At 63.7% G+C, this 17,690-nt stretch carries 17 protein-coding genes; 8 read left to right on the top strand and 9 right to left on the bottom strand.

Features of this window, described 5'->3' with window-relative positions:
• Positions 1–47: 47 nt before the first annotated feature.
• The 7 genes from kynA to JYP46_RS10455 form a co-directional block, all read right to left on the bottom strand.
• Positions 48–881 carry a tryptophan 2,3-dioxygenase gene (gene kynA / locus JYP46_RS10485; RefSeq protein ID WP_113153569.1) on the bottom strand — a complete coding sequence of 278 codons (834 nt, stop codon included), beginning with the start codon at positions 879–881 and terminating at the stop codon, positions 48–50.
• 3 nt (positions 882–884) lie between these two features.
• Positions 885–2,504 carry an AMP-binding protein gene (locus tag JYP46_RS10480; RefSeq protein ID WP_206548056.1) on the bottom strand — a complete coding sequence of 540 codons (1,620 nt, stop codon included), beginning with the start codon at positions 2,502–2,504 and terminating at the stop codon, positions 885–887.
• Positions 2,505–2,513: 9 nt separating this feature from the next.
• A complete protein-coding gene (locus JYP46_RS10475; protein ID WP_113153567.1) occupies positions 2,514–3,656 on the bottom strand; it encodes an acyl-CoA dehydrogenase family protein in 1,143 nt (380 codons plus the stop codon).
• Entirely contained in the window at positions 3,656–4,468 is an 813-nt protein-coding gene (locus tag JYP46_RS10470) for an enoyl-CoA hydratase family protein (RefSeq protein ID WP_113153566.1), read from the bottom strand. Before JYP46_RS10470 ends, JYP46_RS10475 begins: the two co-directional genes overlap by 1 nt.
• Positions 4,465–4,941 (bottom strand): MarR family winged helix-turn-helix transcriptional regulator, encoded by a 477-nt coding sequence (locus JYP46_RS10465; RefSeq protein ID WP_113153565.1) that lies wholly within the window; start codon positions 4,939–4,941, stop codon positions 4,465–4,467. Before JYP46_RS10465 ends, JYP46_RS10470 begins: the two co-directional genes overlap by 4 nt.
• Positions 4,935–5,693, bottom strand: coding sequence for an SDR family NAD(P)-dependent oxidoreductase (locus JYP46_RS10460; RefSeq protein WP_206545614.1), 759 nt, complete (start codon positions 5,691–5,693; stop codon positions 4,935–4,937). Before JYP46_RS10460 ends, JYP46_RS10465 begins: the two co-directional genes overlap by 7 nt.
• A gap of 166 nt (positions 5,694–5,859) precedes the next feature.
• Entirely contained in the window at positions 5,860–8,151 is a 2,292-nt protein-coding gene (locus JYP46_RS10455; RefSeq protein WP_206548055.1) for a bifunctional salicylyl-CoA 5-hydroxylase/oxidoreductase, read from the bottom strand.
• A gap of 219 nt (positions 8,152–8,370) precedes the next feature.
• On the opposite strand from JYP46_RS10455, the gene JYP46_RS10450 reads away from it, so the two are divergent.
• Both JYP46_RS10450 and JYP46_RS10445 read left to right on the top strand, forming a co-directional pair.
• A complete protein-coding gene (locus JYP46_RS10450; protein WP_206548054.1) occupies positions 8,371–9,201 on the top strand; it encodes an alpha/beta hydrolase in 831 nt (276 codons plus the stop codon).
• A gap of 55 nt (positions 9,202–9,256) precedes the next feature.
• Positions 9,257–9,493 (top strand): Lrp/AsnC ligand binding domain-containing protein, encoded by a 237-nt coding sequence (locus tag JYP46_RS10445; RefSeq protein WP_007010700.1) that lies wholly within the window; start codon positions 9,257–9,259, stop codon positions 9,491–9,493.
• Positions 9,494–9,506: 13 nt separating this feature from the next.
• Here JYP46_RS10445 and JYP46_RS10440 read toward each other — a convergent pair whose 3' ends face one another.
• Complete coding sequence (locus tag JYP46_RS10440; RefSeq protein WP_206548053.1) at positions 9,507–10,712, bottom strand: APC family permease; 1,206 nt, start codon at positions 10,710–10,712, stop codon at positions 9,507–9,509.
• 195 nt (positions 10,713–10,907) lie between these two features.
• Here JYP46_RS10440 and JYP46_RS10435 point away from each other — a divergent pair, with 195 nt between their 5' ends.
• From JYP46_RS10435 to JYP46_RS10410, 6 genes are all read left to right on the top strand, one after another.
• The gene (locus JYP46_RS10435) at positions 10,908–11,591 is read left to right on the top strand and encodes a D-lyxose/D-mannose family sugar isomerase (protein ID WP_206548052.1); all 684 of its coding nucleotides are present in this window, start codon (positions 10,908–10,910) and stop codon (positions 11,589–11,591) included.
• Positions 11,592–11,696: 105 nt separating this feature from the next.
• Positions 11,697–12,185: a hypothetical protein gene (locus JYP46_RS10430; RefSeq protein WP_206548051.1), complete on the top strand. Its 489-nt coding sequence runs from the start codon at positions 11,697–11,699 to the stop codon at positions 12,183–12,185.
• 147 nt (positions 12,186–12,332) lie between these two features.
• Positions 12,333–12,608, top strand: coding sequence for an acyl carrier protein (locus JYP46_RS10425; RefSeq protein ID WP_113153557.1), 276 nt, complete (start codon positions 12,333–12,335; stop codon positions 12,606–12,608).
• Entirely contained in the window at positions 12,609–13,823 is a 1,215-nt protein-coding gene (locus JYP46_RS10420; RefSeq protein ID WP_206545620.1) for a beta-ketoacyl-[acyl-carrier-protein] synthase family protein, read from the top strand.
• A 147-nt stretch (positions 13,824–13,970) separates the two neighbouring features.
• Complete coding sequence (locus JYP46_RS10415; protein ID WP_206548050.1) at positions 13,971–15,227, top strand: imelysin family protein; 1,257 nt, start codon at positions 13,971–13,973, stop codon at positions 15,225–15,227.
• A gap of 112 nt (positions 15,228–15,339) precedes the next feature.
• Complete coding sequence (locus tag JYP46_RS10410; RefSeq protein WP_222474064.1) at positions 15,340–16,806, top strand: di-heme oxidoreductase family protein; 1,467 nt, start codon at positions 15,340–15,342, stop codon at positions 16,804–16,806.
• Between the two features lie 79 nt (positions 16,807–16,885).
• On the opposite strand, the gene JYP46_RS10405 is transcribed toward JYP46_RS10410, so the two are convergent.
• Entirely contained in the window at positions 16,886–17,683 is a 798-nt protein-coding gene (locus JYP46_RS10405) for a GntR family transcriptional regulator (protein ID WP_206548049.1), read from the bottom strand.
• Between the last annotated feature and the right edge of the window lie 7 nt (positions 17,684–17,690).

Raw genomic sequence — 17,690 nt, 5'->3', positions numbered from 1 at the left:
AGGTTATTAGTTGCCGTTATTTTCGGCTTTGTCACCCGTTTCTCAGGCTACATGTCCGTGCGGACACGCCAGAGCTCGGGGAATAGTTCCACATCCAGCATCTTGCGCAAATAGGAAACGCCGGACGTGCCGCCCGTGCCGCGCTTCAGGCCGATGATGCGTTCCACCGTCGTCACATGGTTGAAGCGCCAGCGGCGGAAATAGTCCTCGAAGTCGATCAGTTTTTCGGCGAGTTCGTAAAGCGCCCAGTGCTCGTCAGGCTTTGAGTAGACGGCCTTCCAGGCCTTCTGCACCTGGTCGTTGGCCTCGCGCCTTGTGCGCCAGTCGGTGCGTCCGGCATCAGCGCCGATGTCGAAGCCATTGCGCTCCAGAAGCCGCAGCGCCTCGTCGTAAAGGCTCGGCTCGGCAAGGATCTCCTCAAGACGCGCCGTGATCTGCGGCAGGTCCGAATGCGGCTTGAGCATCGCCAGGTTGCGGTTGCCGGCCAGGAACTCGATGGAGCGGTACTGCCACGACTGGAAGCCCGAGGACTGGCCAAGCGCATCGCGGAACATGGAGTATTCGCTCGGCGTCATGGTGCGCAGCACGTCCCATGCACTGTTGAGCTGCTCGAAGATGCGGGCCACGCGGGTCAGCATCTTGAAGGCAGGGCGCAGCTGGTCATCGGCGATGGCGGCGCGCGCCGACCGGATCTCGGTGATGGCGAGCTTCATCCAGAGTTCGGATGTCTGGTGCTGGATGATGAAAAGCAGCTCGTCACGCGCCGGAGACAGAGGCTCCTGCGCATCGAGGATCTTCTCCAGATGCAGATAGTCGCTGTAGGACATGGGCGGCTTGATGTCCGCCGCGTTGTCGTCATCGAGTTCCGGTTGGCTGGCCATGGTTCAGTCTGTCTCTCTCAAGCGGAAACGCTGGATCTTGCCCGTCTCTGTTTTTGGCAGAGCATCGAGAAACCTGATCGAGCGCGGATATTTGTAGGGCGCGATCACCGCCTTCACGTGGTCCTGCAGGCGTTTCGCCGTTGCTTCGTCGCGGGCCACACCCTCGGCCAGCACCACATGCGCTTCAACGATCTGCCCGCGTTCTTCGTTCGGCGCGCCGATCACGGCGCATTCCAGCACCTCGGCATGGGCGAGCAATGCCGCTTCAACCTCGGGGCCGGCGATGTTGTAGCCGGAGGAAAGGATCATGTCATCGGAGCGGGCGGCGAAATGGAAGCGGCCCTCCTCATCCTGATAGAAGCTGTCGCCCGTCAGGTTCCAGCCGGCGCGCACATACTCTTTCTGCCGTTCGTCGGCGAGATAGCGGCAGCCGGTCGGGCCGCGCACGGCCAGCCGGCCGGTTTCGCCGCGCGGCAGCTCGTTCATGTCCTCGTCCACGATCCGCGCTTCATAGCCGGTCACCGGGCGACCCGTGGTTGCCGGGTGCCGGTCGTCGAAACGGTTGGAGATGAAGATGTGCAGCATCTCGGTTGCGCCGATGCCATCGAGGATCGGCTTGCCGGTCTTCTCCGTCCATGCCTCGAACACCGGTCCCGGCAGGGTCTCGCCGGCCGAAACGGCAACGCGCAGCGAGGAAAGGTCCGCCCCTTCGTCCATCGCCGCCATCATGGCGCGGTAGGCGGTGGGCGCGGTGAAGCTCACCGTCGCGCGGTACTTCTCGATGATCTCGATCATGTTGGGCGGGGTGGCGCTTTCAAGAAGCGTCGCCGTTGCGCCGAAACGCAGCGGGAAGATCGCCAGACCACCAAGCCCGAAGGTGAAGGCAAGCGGGGGCGAACCGACAAACACGTCGTCCGGCGTGACCTGAAGCACTTCCTTCGCATAGGCGTCGGCGATGATCAGCAGATCGCGGTGGAAGTGCATGGTGGCCTTGGGGATGCCGGTGGTGCCGGAGGTGAACCCCAGAAGCGCGACATCGTCACGGCCCGTCTTCACCGCGTCGAAGGTGACCGGCTTGTCGAGCGCGATGCGATCCAGCTCGGCATCGAAATTGGCCGTGCCGTCAAAGCCCACCACCTTCTTGAGGAAGCGGCTTTCCTTGGCGCAGGCCACCAGCTCGTCCTTGATGCGCGTGTCGCACAGCGCCAGCTCGATCTCGGCCTTGTCGACGATCTTGGTCAGCTCGCCCGCGCGCAGCATCGGCATGGTGTTGACCACAACCGCGCCCGCCTTGGTGGCGGCCAGCCAGCAGGCCACCATGGCCGGATTGTTGGCCGAGCGGATCAGGATGCGGTTGCCCGGCTTGACGCCGTAATCCTCGACCAGCGCATTGGCAAGGCGGCTCGTCCAGTCCGCCAGTTCCTTGTAGGTGCGGCGGCGTCCATTGCCGATCAGCGCCACATGGTCGCCGAAACCGCGCTCGACCAGTCGGTCGGTCAGCTCGACGCCGGCGTTCAGATATTCGGGGTAGTCAAAGCCATCGAGAAGGAAGGCCGGCCATTGGTCTTCCGGCGGGAGATTGTCCCGCGCAAAGGTGTCGGTATGACCTGTCGGTCCGAGCATGTTTCCTCCCTATTTCATCGTTTGCCGTGCGATCACGACTTTCTGGACGTCCGATGCGCCCTCATAAATGCGGAGCGCCCTGATCTCCCGGTACAGGCTCTCCACAATGTGTCCGCGGCGCACACCGTCGCCGCCATGTATCTGCACTGCCTTGTCGATCACCTCCTGCGCCCGGTCGGTGGCGAACAGCTTGGCCATTGCCGCCTCGCGGGTGACGCGCGGTGCGCCCATGTCCTTGGTCCAGGCTGCGCGGTAGATGAGGAGTGCTGCAGCGTCGATGTCGAGCGCCATCTCGGCGATATGTCCCTGCACCATCTGCAGGTCGAACAGCGGCGCACCGAAAAGCTCGCGGCTGCCTGCCCGGTCCAGGGTCTCATCAAGCGCGCGGCGTGCGAAGCCGAGTGCGGCCGCACCCACGGTCGAGCGAAACACGTCGAGCACCGACATGGCGATCTTGAAGCCATCGCCCGGCTTGCCGATCATGGCGGAGGCGGGCACGCGCACATCGTTGAAGGCAAGCCGCGCCAGAGGATGCGGCGCGATCACGTCGAGGCGCTCCGCGACCTCCAGCCCCGGCGTGTCGGCAGGTACGAGAAAGGCCGAGATGCCTCTTGCGCCCGGCGCTTCGCCGGTGCGGGCAAACACGGTGTAAAGGTCGGCGATGCCGCCATTGGAGATCCAGGTCTTCTCGCCGGACAGCACATAGTCGCCGCCGTCCCGGGTGGCGGCCATGTCCATGTTCGCCACGTCCGAACCGGAGCGCGGTTCCGACAGGGCGAAAGCCGAGAGCGCCTTGCCCGCCCGCGTCCTGTCGAGCCATTGCTGCTGCTCCGGCGTGCCGAACAGGCTGATCGCCCCGGTGCCGAGGCCCTGCATGGCGAACGCGAAATCGGCCAGCCCGTCATGACGGGCCAGCGTTTCACGGGTCAGGCACAATGTGCGCACGTCGAGCGGGCCGGGATTGGCCGTGTCGACTGCGGTGGGTTTCAGGAAACCCGCTTCGCCAAGCCGGGCGACGAGGTCGCGGCAGGCGGCGTCCACATCGCTGTGGTCGACGGGGAGGTTTTTGGCGCACCACGCATCCAGCCTGTCGGCCCAGTCGCGGTGGCGCTGCTCGAAGAAAGGCCAGTCCAGAAACGAACGATCAGCCATCAATCCCCCTCGAAAACCGGTTTTTCCTTGGCGACGAACGCGCGGTAGGCGCGCTCGAAATCCCGGGTCTGCATGCAGATCGCCTGCGCCTGGGCTTCCGCCTCGATGGCCTGTTCCAGACCCATCGACCATTCCTGATTGAGCTGCGTCTTGGTGATGCCATGCGCGAAGGTCGGTCCGGCGGCGATCCGCGCGGCCATGTTCAGCGCCTCCGCTTCAAGCGCGTCGGCGGCGACGAGCCTGTTGTAGAAGCCCCAGCGCTCGCCTTCCTCCGCGCTCATGGAACGGCCGGTGTAGAGCAGTTCCGCCGCACGGCCCTGACCGATGATGCGCGGGAGCATGGCGCATGCGCCCATGTCGCAGCCTGCCAGCCCGACGCGGGTGAACAGAAATGCGGCCTTCGCCTCCGGTGTCGCCAGCCGCAGGTCGGACGCCATGGCGATGATTGCGCCGGCGCCAACCGCCACGCCGTCGATGGCGGAGATGATCGGCTTGTTGCAGGCGATCATCGCCTTCACCAGATCGCCGGTCATGCGGGTGAAGGCGAGCAGGCCCTTCATGTCCATGTCGACCAGCGGGCCGATTATGTCGTGCACATCGCCGCCCGAGCAGAAGTTTCCGCCATTGGGCAGGAACACGACCGCATCCACGTCATCCGCATAGGGCAGGGCGCGGAACGTATCGCGCAGCTCGGCATAGGACTCGAAGGTGAGCGGGTTCTTGCGGTCGGGCCGGTCAAGCTGGATCAGCGCGACATTGCCCTCCATCCGCCAGATGAAATGCTGCGGCTTTAATCCCGCCATGGAGCTCATACCCCGCCCTCCCAATTGCTTTCGAATGTCTTGAGTGTGCCGGCCAGCGCCCGGGCTTCCTCCTCGGGCAGATTGCCGAGCAGTTCGTTGATCCAGCGCTCATGCGCTTCGGCCATGGCGGCGAAGGCTTCCTTGCCGGCCGGCGTCAGCTTGATGATCGAGGTGCGGCGGTCGCCGTCGCGCTTCGTGCGGCAGGCGAGCCCGTCGGTGACGAGCCGTTCCACGATCCCGGTCACATTGCCGTTCGACACGAGGAGAAAGCGCGAGATGTCGCTCATCGCCATGCCTTCGGGCGCGCGGTCGAGCACCGACAGCACATCGAAGCGCGGCAGCGTGGTGTTGAAGCGGGCTTTGAGCCGTTCGCGCAGAACCGCCTCGACCAGGCGCGAGGCGCGCAGAATTCTGATCCACAGGCGCAGGCGTTCCTTTGCCGGAGCGCCGCTGCGAACAGCGGCGAGGGGAGCGCTTACCATGTTTCACCTCCAGAGATGGAAATCGACTGGCCGGTGACCGAATTGGCCTCGGGGCTGATGAGCCAAAGCGCAGCAGCGGCCACTTCCCGGGGCTGAATCAGCCGGCCATGGGGATTGGCTTCGACGAACCCCTTGCGGGCTTCCTCGTGGCTGCGCCCGGTCTTCTCGACCACGCGCTGAATGGATTCTTCCAGCATCTCGGTTTCCACGTAACCGGGGCAGATCGCGTTCACCGTCACGCCGGTCTTCACCAGCTCGACGGAGAGTGCGCGCATCAGGCCGATGACGCCATGCTTCGATGCAACATAGGGCGCGACATAGGCGTAGCCCTTCAGGCCGGCCACGGACGCGATGAAGATGATGCGGCCATTGCCGCGCTTGGCCATGGGCGAAAGCGCTGGCTTCACGCTCAGGAACGCCCCGGTCATGTTGACGTCGAGGATGCGGTTCCAGTCTTCGAGCTTCGTGCGATGGGCGGGCGCGCTCGACGCCGTGCCCGCATTGGCAATGACGATGTCGAAGGGGCCGCGCGCGGCTTCCGCCGTCTCGTAGAGCGCCTGCATCGAGGCTTCGTCGGTCACGTCGGCGGTCAGCGCATGGATGCGCTCGTGCCGGGCCGCCACTTTTTCAAGCGGCTCGGCGCGCCGCCCGCAGATCGTGACATCGATGCCGGCTTCTGCGAGCGCAAGGGCCACGGCCTCGCCGACGCCCGTTCCGCCGCCTGTCACAAGTGCGTGGCGTGAACCGGTCATCGTGTCGGCCCTTTCTTTGAAGCCGGGCGATGCCCCTCATCCGCCTGCCGGCACCTTCTCCCCGCAGGCGGGGAGAAGGACGAAGCGGCAACGTTGATGCCCCCTTCTCCCCGTGCGCGGGGAGAAGGTGAGGATGAGGGGCAGAGCCAGCGCTCGGAAAACATGATCACACCTTCCCCGTCATCTGTTCGGCCCGCTCGGCAAGCCGGTAGAGCTGGTCGCGGCCGGGCAGATAGGGATCGGGCCAGGTCACGCCCCTGTCGCCCAGCGTTGCCGCAGCATGCAGCGTCCAGTAGGGATCGGCCAGATGCGGACGGGCGAGGCAGACGAGGTCTGCGCGGCCGGCCATCAGGATCGAGTTGACGTGATCCGGCTCATAGATGTTTCCGACGGCCATGGTCGCCATGCCGGTCTCGTTGCGGATGCGGTCGGAGAACGGGGTCTGGAACATGCGGCCATAAACCGGGCGCGCCTGTTTCGAGGTCTGGCCCGCCGAGACGTCGCAGATGTCGACGCCGGCTTCCTGCAGCATGCGCGCAATCTCCACGGCTTCGGCCGGGGTCACGCCTGCGTCGCCCACCCAGTCATTGGCCGAGATGCGCACCGAGATCGGCTTCTCTTCCGGCCATGCGGCCCGAACCGCAGCGAAGATCTCCAGCGGATAGCGCATGCGGTTTTCCAGGCTGCCGCCATAGTCATCCGTGCGCTTGTTGGTCATCGGCGAGATGAAGGACGACAGCAGATAGCCGTGCGCAAAGTGCAGTTCGAGCATGTCGAACCCGCAGCGCTCCGCCATCCCGGCGGCAGCGACGAACTGGTCGCGCACCGCGTCCATGTCGTCGCGGTCCATCGCCTTCGGCGTCTGGTTCGCGTCGGACCATGCCACTTCGGAGGCGGCCATGAGTGGCCAGTTGCCGTCTTTCAGCGGTGCGTCCATCTCTTCCCAGCCGAGCTGGGTCGAGCCCTTGGGACCCGAATGGCCGATCTGCGCGCAGATCCGCGCATCGGTCTCACGGTGAACGAAATCGACGATGCGCGTCCAAGCGGCTTCGTGCTCCGGCTTGTAGAAACCGGGGCAGCCGGGCGTGATGCGGCCCTCGGGGCTCACACAGGTCATCTCGATATAGACGAGACCCGCGCCGCCCTTGGCGCGCTCGCAATAATGCACCATGTGCCAGTCGGTCGGGCAGCCGTCGACGGCCTTGTACTGAGCCATGGGCGAGACGACGACGCGGTTCTTCAGTGTCAGGCCGCGCAGCTTGTAGGGCGCGAACATGGGCGCGCGGGCGGCATTGTCCTCGGCGCCTGCCTGCTGCTGGAACCAGGTCTCCGCATCCGCAAGCCATTCGGGATCACGCAGGCGCAGGTTCTCATGGCTGATGCGCTGCGAGCGGGTGAGCAGCGAATAGTTGAACTGCACCGGGTCGAGATCGAGATAGCGCTCCACCTCCTCGAACCACTCCAGCGAGTTGCGCGCCGCCGACTGCAGGCGCAGCACTTCCAGCCGCCGAGCGTCTTCGTATTTGTCGAAGGCTTCTTTCAGCGTCGGTTCGGTGTGCAGATATTCGGCCAGCGCGATGGCGCTTTCGAGCGCCAGCTTGGTGCCCGAGCCGATGGAGAAATGCGCGCTTGCCGCCGCATCGCCCATCAGCGCGATATTCTCATGCGACCAGCGTTCGCACAGCACGCGCGGGAAGTTGATCCATGCCGAACCACGAATGTGGTTGGCGTTGGTCATCAGCTTGTGGCCGCCCAGATGATCCTTGAAGATCCGCTCGCATACGGCGATGGAATCCTGCTGGCTCATTTCGCCGAAGCCAAACTTCTCCCAGGTCTCCGGGCCGCACTCCACGATGAAAGTCGCGGTCTCGTCATCGAACTGGTAGGCGTGCGCCCACACCCAGCCATGCTCCGTCTTCTCGAAGATGAAGGTGAAGGCGTCGTCGAATTTCTGATGGGTGCCGAGCCAGACGAACTTGCATTTGCGCACGTCGATGTCGGGCTTGAACACGTCGGCGAAGGTGGTTCGCGTCCGCGAGTTCAGGCCGTCGGAGGCCAGCACCATGTCGTATTCGGCCATGAAGGGGCGGGGATCGTCGATCTCCGTCTCGAATTCGAGCCTGATGCCGAGTTCGCGGGCGCGCTCCTGCAAGAGAATGAGCAGGCGCATGCGGCCAATGCCGCAGAAACCGTGCCCCGTGGAGAGCGTGCGCACGCCCTTGTGCACCACGGCGATGTCGTCCCAATAGGCGAAATGCTCGCGGATGCGCTCGGCGCTGACGGGGTCGTTTTCCGCCAGATTGTCGAGGGTTTCGTCAGAGAGAACCACGCCCCAGCCGAACGTGTCGTCGGGCTTGTTGCGCTCGAAGACCGTGATGTCGTGGGCTGCATCGCGCAGCTTCATGGAGATTGCGAAATAGAGGCCCGCCGGACCACCGCCGAGAATTGCGACTTTCATGCTCGAGCTCCTTCCTCCCAGGATTGCTCTACGCCTGGCTTTGTAAGCTTGGAGCATTGCACCGGACAGACGACATTTCAAGCATGAAATTTTAAGGTTGAAATATGTCCGGTCTGGGCGCAGTGTACATCACGATCCGCAATGATGACAGTGGAGGCTGGCACGGCTATGCAGGCCCTGTTGCCATGTGCGGAGGGCGGCGCGGAGGGAGAATTGAACATGTTCTATCGTCAGGTTTCGGACTGGGATGACGCCTATGCGAATGGCGTCAACATTCCGCAGGGCGACCGCTGGCCGGATGCCTGGGTAGCCCCGGCGCAGGCCTATCGTGATGCGCTTTCGGCCGCTGGCCGGGCCGAGCTCGACATTCCCTATGGCGACGGCGCACGCAACCGCTTCGACCTGTTTCTGCCGGAAGGAAAGCCGGCCGGTCTGGTGGTGTTCATCCATGGCGGTTTCTGGCTGAAACTCGACAAGAGCTTCTGGTCGCATCTGGCCGCCGGTGCGGTCGACAGCGGCTATGCGGTGGCCATGCCGTCCTACACGCTGTGCCCCGAAAACTCGATTTCGGGCATCGTGCGCGAGATCGGCGCGGCGGTCACCGCCGCTGCCCGTCGTGTCGATGGACCGCTTGTCCTGACCGGCCATTCGGCGGGCGGCCACCTTGCCTCGCGCATGGCCTGCGAGACCTCACCGCTGCCTGCGGATGTGCGCGCGCGCCTTCGCCATGTCCTGTCGATCTCCGGCGTGCATGATCTGCGCCCGATGATGAAGACGGCGATGAATGAGGGGCTGAAGATCACGCATGAGGAGGCGCTGGCGGAAAGCCCGGCGCTGCTCGCGCCCATCCCTGGCGTGCGCGTAACCTGCTGGGTTGGCGCTTCGGAGCGGAGCGAGTTCCTGCGCCAGAATGCTCTTCTCGCCAATGTCTGGGTCGGGCTTGGTGCGCAGACCGCTGCTGTGGAAGAACCCGACCGCCATCATTTCGATGTCATTGACGGGCTCGCGGATTCATCCCATCAGATCGTGCGCTGTCTGTTGACAGCGTAACGCGATGGGCCAAGTCTGGCCCGACCCTGTTTCGAACTTGCTCCATGGAGCCCTTATGAGACCTGTCTTCGTTCAACTGCGCTGCAAACCCGGCAAGACCTATGAGGTGGCCGACGAACTCTACAAGCGCGAAATCGCCTCGGAGCTTTACTCCACGAGCGGCGATTACGACCTGCTCATGAAGGTCTACATCGATGACGGTGTCGATATCGGCAAGTTCGTCAGCGAGAACATCGCCAATGTGCCCGGCATTCGCCGTTCGCTCACCACTTTGACCTTCAAGGCGTTCTGATCCCGGTCCGGTCTTACGTCTCGACCGGCACCCCCAGAACCAGGATCGCCAGGCCGAGCAGCGCCAGCGCGGCGAACCCCGCCGCGCGCCACGGGCTGTTTGCATCACGCCATGCCTTGGCTGCGGCAAGTGCGGCCTGCAGCATGTAGTAAAGCGCGAAGGCCCGCGACGCGTAGCTGATGATGTGGAACACATCCGCCGACCAGGTGAGAGCGAGGCCCACCGCCACAAGCAGGGCGTAGGACCGCCTTGGCGTAAGCCGACCGCGCGTCAGCTCTGTCAGAAGCCCGCCCGATCCGCTCGTGTCCGCCACTGCCGCGCTGAACTGCGCGGCCAGTCCCGCTGCCACCAGAAGCACGGAGAGGATCGGCGCGACGGCGGCCATCATGCCAATGATGGCCGTTTCCGTGAGCGGTTGCCCGTCGATGTCGAATGTGTAGCTGATCAGCAGGATGTAGCTCATATAGATGCCGGTCGAGATCCATTGCGCCAGCTTCATCGAGCGGATCAGCGTCGGCGTGTCGTAGTCGCGGCCGAGATAGCGCGACGTCTCAAACCCCTGAACCGTCACGATCAGTCCGAAGGCAAGGGCGATGGCGTGCCAGCCGCTCACACTTGGCGCGCGCAGGATCATGTCATGCGCCGACACATGCTGTATGAAGTAGATGCCGAGACCGACCAGCAGGCCGGCAATGATGGCGAGCTTGAGCGCGACGGACGCGTACTCCATCTTTTCGAGCGCCCGGAAACCGCGCGTCCAGCCAACCATCAGGATCAGCACATAGACGGCCGATGTCAGAAGCCGGGCGTCCGTTGGCTGGTTCGCTTCGGTCAGGCTTACGCCGAAAGCGCCGAACAGATTCAGATAATAGGCGACCGACACGATGTAGGCGAAGCCGAGGCTCGCTGAGGCTGTCGTTTCCAGAAGCGTTTCCAGCCTGCTGCCGTGTCGTCCCGCTTCCGCCTGCAGCATGCTCATATTGTAGCGGATCGCCGCGCCGAACAGATACGCGCCCAGACACAGCGCCAGCATGACGAGCGGCGCGTTGACGCCATAGGCGAAATTGAGGATTGGCCCCAGAACGAGAAACCCGCTGCCGATGATGGAGGCCAGCGGCGTGGTCATCGCCCTCCATGTCGGCCGGCCATGGAGACGCGGCGACCACAGCGCCAGCATCACCGCGACGACGGTCAGCAGGATAACGGCGTTCAGATACATCGAGAGATCCCGGTTTGTGCTTCATGTCCGGTGCGACGCCGGTTTGAGGATGGGCATTCTATTGATGAGGCTGGCCGGTGCGTTGCGCAAGATCAAGTGGGTTACGCAAGATCCGGCCGGGCAAAACACCTTGGCGGAATGCCGGGCTTGCGCTACGACCACACATCAAGTTGGTTTCGCACGAGGGAGGTTGCGGTGAAGCGCTCGAGAGTGAACGAGATCCTGCGCCAGGGAGAAGAGTTCATCCGCTCCTTCGGCTACGTGCTGCCGCCCTTCGCCGACTGGACCCCGGAAGAGATGAAGCACCGGCGCGCTGCAATCGACGGCATTGTCGATGCGCGGCTCGGCTGGGACATCACCGACTATGGCGCTGGCGATTTCGACCGGCGCGGCCTCTTTCTCTTCACGGTGCGTAACGGCAATCAGGAAGATTTGAAGCATGGCCGCGGCATGCTCTATGCCGAGAAGATCATGATCTCCCGGCGTGACCAGCTCGCGCCGCTGCACACCCACGCGATTAAGGCCGAAGACATCATCAACCGCGGCGGCGGCACGCTGTGCATCGAGCTTTTCGGGTCTGATCCGGAAGGCGGGATCGACCGTGTCTCGCCCGTGCGAGTGCCGACCGATGGCGTGATGCGGCGCGTGGATGCCGGCGGAGTCCTGCGTCTGGAGCCGGGCGAGAGCGTCACGCTTCTGCCGGGCGTCTGGCATGCATTCTGGGGCGAGAGGGAGGACGTGCTGATCGGCGAGGTCTCGACCGTCAATGATGACGTGACGGACAACATCTTCGCAGAGCCGATCGCCCGCTTCTCCGAAATCGAGGAAGATGAGGAGCCCTGTCGGCTGCTGGTTTCGGATTACGCGACCCGGTTGTAAGGGAACCTGCCCGGCCCCCGCCCGTTGCCTTCTCTGGCAGAACATGTTTTCTGCGCGGCGAATCTACAGGATTGAGTCATGACCTTGAACATCGGATGTCGGCCCATGCCGCTACGAGCCGCACTTGTATTGCCGACCGCGCTTGCATTGACGGCCACACTTGCATTGACGATGGTCATCGCCTTGCAGTCTCCGCTTTCCGCGCAGGGGCTCAAGAGCGAAGAGGCAATCGATGCCATTGTGGGCTCCGAGGTAAAAACCGAGGAAGTCGAACCGGAGACGGCGAGCAAGCGCATCATCGCGGCAATCGGCATCACGACGCAGAATGCCGAGCGCGTGCGCAAGACCTTCTCGCTTGAAGAGCTCGATATCGTTCTCCTGCCCGATCTGGACAGGAAGGGGCAGGACATCGCCAAGGCGATTGCCGAGCATGAGAAAGAAATTGCCATTCTGCGTGAAGCCATCGAAGGCAGTGCGCTGTTCTTCCATGCGGTGGATTCGCGTTCCATCCAGGTCCGCGATGTGGTCGCGCTGGACTATGGTGAGGACGGCACCGTAACCATTTTCGTAAAGGGTGGCGTGAACGAAAACTGACGCAGTGATGCGCGGCGGAATTGCACTGCAAACTCTTGCCGCAGGACACGCTTTGGTTTCTTATGTCTGCGATTTTATAGAGTTGAGCGTGGACGCCTTGCCCGATGGCATCCTAGCCTGCGTAAAAGTTGTCCAAGGAGACGCTTCATGAATGCTGAGACCAGTTTGAGCACGGATGAGATCGGCAAGACGATCCTTGAGAAGATCAAGACCCATGCGCAGGACGAGGTCGAGACGATAACGCTCGATACGCCGCTCGCCGACCTTGGCATTCACTCCCTCGAACTCACCGAGATCATTTTCGATGTCGAAGACGAGTTCAACATCGAAGTGGAGATGAACACCGCCGAGGCCTGGGAGAGCATGGAGACCGTCAGGGATATCGTTGCCGCCGTGCGCGAACTGGTGGACTCCAAGAACTAGATGACAGCTCCACGCATCGTCATAACGGGCATTGGTGGCATCTGCGCGCTTGGAACGGATGCCCCGGCCATCTGGTCGGGCATGCGCGCGGGCCGTCAGGCGATTGGTCCCATCACCACGGCGCCGCTGCATGAACTGAAAGTTCGCATTGGCGCCGAGATCAAGCAGCTGCCGGAGCACGGTCTGGACCGCAAGCGGCTCGTCACCATGGACCGCTTCAGCCTGCTCGCATCCATTGCGGCGCAGGAGGCCATGAGCCAGTCGGGCTTTGCCGTGGACGATGCCAATACGCACCGCGTTGGCGCGGTGGTCGGCACCGGTGTCTGCGGCTGGGAAGCCATCGAGGAAAGCTATCGCGCGATCCTTCTGGAAGGGAAGCCGCGAACGGGCATCTTCACGGTTCCGCGCGTGATGCCCGGTGCAGCTGCCGGACAGGTCAGCATGACGCTCGGGCTGCGCGGCCCGGTGTTCGGCGCGACCTCTGCGTGCGCGTCCTCCAACCACGCGATCCTGTCGGCGGCAGACCAGCTTCGTCTCGGTCGTGCCGATGTCATGCTTGCCGGTGGCTCCGATGCGCCGCTGATCTACGGCATTCTGAAGGGCTGGGAAGCGCTGCGCGTTCTGGCTTCGGAAACCTGCCGCCCGTTCTCTGCCGACCGCAATGGTCTGGTGTTGGGCGAAGGCGCGGGCATGGTCGTGCTCGAGACGCTCGAACATGCGCAGGCGCGTGGCGCGACCATTCTGGCCGAGCTGGCCGGTGGCGGCATGTCGGCCGATGCGTCCGATATCGTGGCCCCCACGGTCGAGGGGCCTTCCGCCGCGCTTCAGGCCTGTCTGAACGAGGCCGGTCTCGCCCCCTCCGATGTCGATTACATCAACGCGCATGGCACGGGCACCAAGGCCAATGACCGCATTGAGACCGAAGCGATCAAGCGCGTGTTCGGCGCACATGCCTCGAAGCTTTCCGTGTCGTCCACCAAGTCGATGCATGCTCACTGCCTTGGCGCATCGGGCGCGCTGGAACTCATCGCCTGCGTCATGGCGATCCGGGAGGGTATCGTCCCGCCGACGGCGGGCTATCGCGAAGCCGACCCGGAATGCGATCTGGACGTCACGCCCAATGAAGCGCGCAGGCGCGATGTGCGCGTCGCCCTCAGCAATGGTTTTGCTTTCGGCGGCACCAATGCCGTTATCGCGGTGAAAGCCATGGAATAGCGGGCGCGCAATGCGCCCGTCGGGCTTGCCTTTCTAAACCTGATAATTTAAGTCCACATTATTGAGTGGCGGCCACGAGGCCGTGCGCGTCCGTTGTCGATGGCAATGGCAGCGCCTGTTTTCAGGTTTGGAAGAGGGGAAGTCTTCATGAAACGTCGTTTACTGCTCGGCTCTGCAATCATGGCGGTCATGGCAGCGCCGGCCATTGCCGCTGAACCGCAGGAAGTGGTCGAGACCTACGCGGATATCGCTCTCGCGACCTATCAGGACAGTCTCGAGACGGCGAAAGAGCTGCGCACGGCGATCAATGCGCTTGTCGAAACACCGTCGGAAGAGACCATGGCTGCCGCCCGCGAGGCATGGCTCGCTTCACGCGTTCCCTACCAGCAGACCGAGGCCTTCCGTTTTGGCAACGCCATCGTGGATGAGTGGGAAGGCAAGGTGAATGCCTGGCCTCTGGACGAGGGCCTCATCGACTATGTCGATGCAAGCTATGGCACGGAGTCGGACGCCAACGAGTTCTACACGGTCAATGTGATCGCCAATGACAAGGTAAGCGCTGGCGGTACGGATATCGACGTTACCGAAATCACCACCGAGGTGATCGCGTCGCTGCACGAGGTTGGCGGCATCGAGGCCAACGTCGCCACCGGTTACCACGCCATCGAGTTTCTTCTCTGGGGGCAGGACCTGAACGGCACCGACGCCGGTGCGGGAACACGTGCTTACACGGATTTCGACACGGAAAACTGCACCGGCGGCAATTGCGAGCGCCGCGCGCAGTATCTTCAGGCTGCTGCCGATCTTCTGATCACGGATCTCGAAGAGATGGTCGCCAACTGGGAAACCGAAGGGGAAGCCCGTGCCGAAGTGATGGCGGACCCGCAGGCGGGCCTGACGGCGATGCTGACCGGTCTGGGCTCGCTCTCCTATGGCGAACTGGCGGGCGAGCGCATGAAGCTCGGCCTGCTCCTGAACGACCCGGAAGAGGAGCATGACTGCTTCTCCGACAACACGCATAACAGCCATTACTACGATGTCGTTGGCATCCGGAATGTCTATTTCGGCGCCTATGAGCGTGTCGACGGTTCCACGGTCGAGGGGCCAGGTCTCGCCGATCTGGTGTCGGAAAAAGATGCCGCCCTCGCCGATGAAGTGAAGGCGAAGCTCGACACCACGCTTGAAGCGATGGCCGTGATGAAGGCGCGCGCTGAAGGCGGCGAGGCCTATGACCAGATGATCGGTCAGGGCAATGAAGAGGGCAACGCGGTCGTTCAGGCGGCGATTGACGGTCTCGTCGATCAGACCCGTTCGCTGGAACGCGTCATCGTCGCGCTCGACCTGTCCGGGATCGAGCTTGAGGGTTCCGACAGTCTCGACAATCCGGAAGCCGTTTTCGAGTAAGAGCCAATTGCCGCCGGGCCGCCATGCCGGCCCGGCGACACAGCCAACAAGTTCCGCCATGAACATGATTGCCCGCAGCACGACACTTGTCGTCTTTCTTTCAGCCCTTGTCATGACCGCCCATGCGGGAGGTTCGCTGCCCGACACGCGCGACGACCTGACGGAGAAGGATCGCGCCCGTGTTGAAAAGGTCACGAAGCCCGCCGGGCAGTTTGAAAAGGCGGAGCGCTTCGAGCGCATGGCCGCGGGCGCGGCGACCTCCACCAAGCGCATCAATGCCGATGCGTTCTCCCATTCGTCGGCCAATCTGGAATTCGAGGCGCTGGAGCGCTTCCTTTTGGGCAACGGCCTGTTCCGCAAGGACTGGGTGTCGTCGCCCGCTTCCACGCAGGCCTCTGACGGGCTGGGGCCGCTGTTCAATGCGCGGGCCTGCCAGTCGTGCCACATCAAGGACGGGCGCGGCCATGCGCCGGCGCGGGTTGAAGATTCCGCCGTGTCGCTGCTTGTGCGCGTTTCGGTGCCACCGAGTAAGGAGCAGCAGGAGGCGATTGCCGACGGGCGGCTGCATGCCGCGCCCGATCCCGTGTACGGGCTGCAGCTTCAGGATCACGCCGTGGCCGGCCTCAACCCCGAAGGCCGCGTGCAGATCACCTATGAGGATGTGCCCGTGGCGCTCGCGGGCGGCGAGACCGTCACCCTGCGCCGGCCGGTGCTCGGCATCACCGAGCCCGGTTTCGGCCCGTTCCGTGATGATCTCATGCTGTCGGCGCGCGTTGCGCCGCCGATGATCGGCCTTGGACTTCTGGAGAGTGTTCACGAAGCTGATATCCTCGCCTGGGCGGACCCGGACGACGAGGATGGCGATGGCATTTCCGGGCGGCCCGCCCGCGTGCGCGATGCACAGGGAGAGTGGCGTCTCGGTCGTTTCGGCTGGAAGGCGATTGCGCCGACCATTGCCGAGCAGAGCGCAGGCGCTTTCTCCGGCGACATGGGGCTCTCATCGCCGCTCGCGCCCGACCATTGGGGCGATTGCACTGAAGCCCAGACTGCCTGCCGGGCTCTGCCGCACGGTGCGCAGGAGCGGCTGGGCGCGGAAGAGGTGCCCGAGGATCTGCTGGATCTCGTCACCTTCTATTCCAGCCATCTCGCCGTTCCGGCCCGTCGCGATATCGACGACCCGCAGGTGCTCGCCGGCAAGAAGGTGTTTTACGAAAGCGGCTGCGCCTCCTGCCATCGTGCGAAATATGTGACGCGTCGCGATGTGGACGATCCGGCGCTCAGGTTCCAGCTGATCTGGCCCTATACCGACATGCTTTTGCACGACATGGGTGAAGACCTCGCCGATCACCGGACCGAAGGGCTTGCCGATGGCTATGAATGGCGCACCCCGCCGCTCTGGGGCATCGGGCTCACCGGCACGGTGAATGAGGAAGCGGCCTTCCTGCATGACGGGCGCGCCCGCACCCTGCTTGAAGCCGTGCTCTGGCATGGTGGGGAGGCGCAGGCCGCGCGCGACCGGGTGGTCGAAATGGCGAAGCAGGACCGGGACAATCTGGTCCGCTTTCTCGAGTCGCTTTGAAGCGCCTGTAAGGTCTGAAGCATCATTGTCTTTGGCAATTCCGGACGGAAAACCGGTTCCCGCTTGTCCTGGGATTGCTTTATCTGCCTGTTTCCTGCTGCAGGTTGAGTTCGGCAACGAAATCGAACCTGTCGCCCTTGAAATAGGAGCGCGTGAACTCGACCACGCGCCCCTCCGCCGTGCGGGATATGCGCTCCAGAAAAAGCGCGGGCTCTCCGGCGTCGGCCTCCAGCAGGCGCGCATCGAACTCCGGCAGCGCGCAGGCATGCATGCGTTGCAGGGCCTTGTGCGGCCGTGCGCCCGCCTGCGCCAGCGCTTCATAGAGTGATGTGCCGAGCGCTGAGAGATCGGGCAGAAGGTCGGCTGGCACGATGGCCAGTTCCACCGCGAGCGGCAGGGCATCGGCCAGCCGCAGCCGGTGCAGCCGCACCACGCGGTCGCCCGGCGACAGGCCAAGCACCATCGCTTCCTGGGCAGACGGATTGGCGTATTCGCGCGCCAGCCAGCGTGTTTCCGGCTTGCGGCCATAGGAGAGCATGTCTTCGGTGAAGCTGGTGATCGCCGCCAGCGGCTGCTCGAAACGCTCTGCCGGCTCCAGCACATAGGTGCCCGACCCCCGGCGCTGTTCCAGAACGCCTTCGCGCACCAGCAGCTCAATCCCCCGCCGCACGGTCACGCGTGACAGCGCTGTCGCCTCGGCCAGAATACGCTCCGAGGGCAGGGCCGTTCCGGCTTCCAGCGTCCCCGCATCGATCAGGCGGCGAATTGCATTGGCGAGCCGGATGTAAAGCGGGGTCGCATCCGCTTCGCTGGCCTGCATGTCGCGTGCGAGAAACGCGCCAATGGGTTCTCCCTGGTCCTGCCGGGTGTCGGTCATGGGTCTG

This window comes from Nitratireductor aquimarinus, from assembly GCF_017255295.1.
GTDB lineage: Bacteria > Pseudomonadota > Alphaproteobacteria > Rhizobiales > Rhizobiaceae > Nitratireductor > Nitratireductor aquimarinus.
This window is presented reverse-complemented; position numbering and strand designations above follow the sequence as displayed.

Bases quoted from the DNA above. Each gene is read 5' to 3' on its own strand.
- kynA (WP_113153569.1), bottom strand. From the start codon at position 881: ATGGCCAGCCAACCGGAACTCGATGACGACAACGCGGCGGACATCAAG.
- JYP46_RS10460 (WP_206545614.1), bottom strand. From the start codon at position 5,693: ATGACCGGTTCACGCCACGCACTTGTGACAGGCGGCGGAACGGGCGTC.
- JYP46_RS10450 (WP_206548054.1), top strand. From the start codon at position 8,371: ATGTTCTATCGTCAGGTTTCGGACTGGGATGACGCCTATGCGAATGGC.
- JYP46_RS10445 (WP_007010700.1), top strand. From the start codon at position 9,257: ATGAGACCTGTCTTCGTTCAACTGCGCTGCAAACCCGGCAAGACCTAT.
- JYP46_RS10480 (WP_206548056.1), bottom strand. From the start codon at position 2,504: ATGCTCGGACCGACAGGTCATACCGACACCTTTGCGCGGGACAATCTC.
- JYP46_RS10470 (WP_113153566.1), bottom strand. From the start codon at position 4,468: ATGAGCTCCATGGCGGGATTAAAGCCGCAGCATTTCATCTGGCGGATG.
- JYP46_RS10465 (WP_113153565.1), bottom strand. From the start codon at position 4,941: ATGGTAAGCGCTCCCCTCGCCGCTGTTCGCAGCGGCGCTCCGGCAAAG.
- JYP46_RS10405 (WP_206548049.1), bottom strand. From the start codon at position 17,683: ATGACCGACACCCGGCAGGACCAGGGAGAACCCATTGGCGCGTTTCTC.
- JYP46_RS10420 (WP_206545620.1), top strand. From the start codon at position 12,609: ATGACAGCTCCACGCATCGTCATAACGGGCATTGGTGGCATCTGCGCG.
- JYP46_RS10425 (WP_113153557.1), top strand. From the start codon at position 12,333: ATGAATGCTGAGACCAGTTTGAGCACGGATGAGATCGGCAAGACGATC.
- JYP46_RS10475 (WP_113153567.1), bottom strand. From the start codon at position 3,656: ATGGCTGATCGTTCGTTTCTGGACTGGCCTTTCTTCGAGCAGCGCCAC.
- JYP46_RS10455 (WP_206548055.1), bottom strand. From the start codon at position 8,151: ATGAAAGTCGCAATTCTCGGCGGTGGTCCGGCGGGCCTCTATTTCGCA.
- JYP46_RS10440 (WP_206548053.1), bottom strand. From the start codon at position 10,712: ATGTATCTGAACGCCGTTATCCTGCTGACCGTCGTCGCGGTGATGCTG.
- JYP46_RS10430 (WP_206548051.1), top strand. From the start codon at position 11,697: ATGCCGCTACGAGCCGCACTTGTATTGCCGACCGCGCTTGCATTGACG.
- JYP46_RS10410 (WP_222474064.1), top strand. From the start codon at position 15,340: ATGACCGCCCATGCGGGAGGTTCGCTGCCCGACACGCGCGACGACCTG.
- JYP46_RS10415 (WP_206548050.1), top strand. From the start codon at position 13,971: ATGAAACGTCGTTTACTGCTCGGCTCTGCAATCATGGCGGTCATGGCA.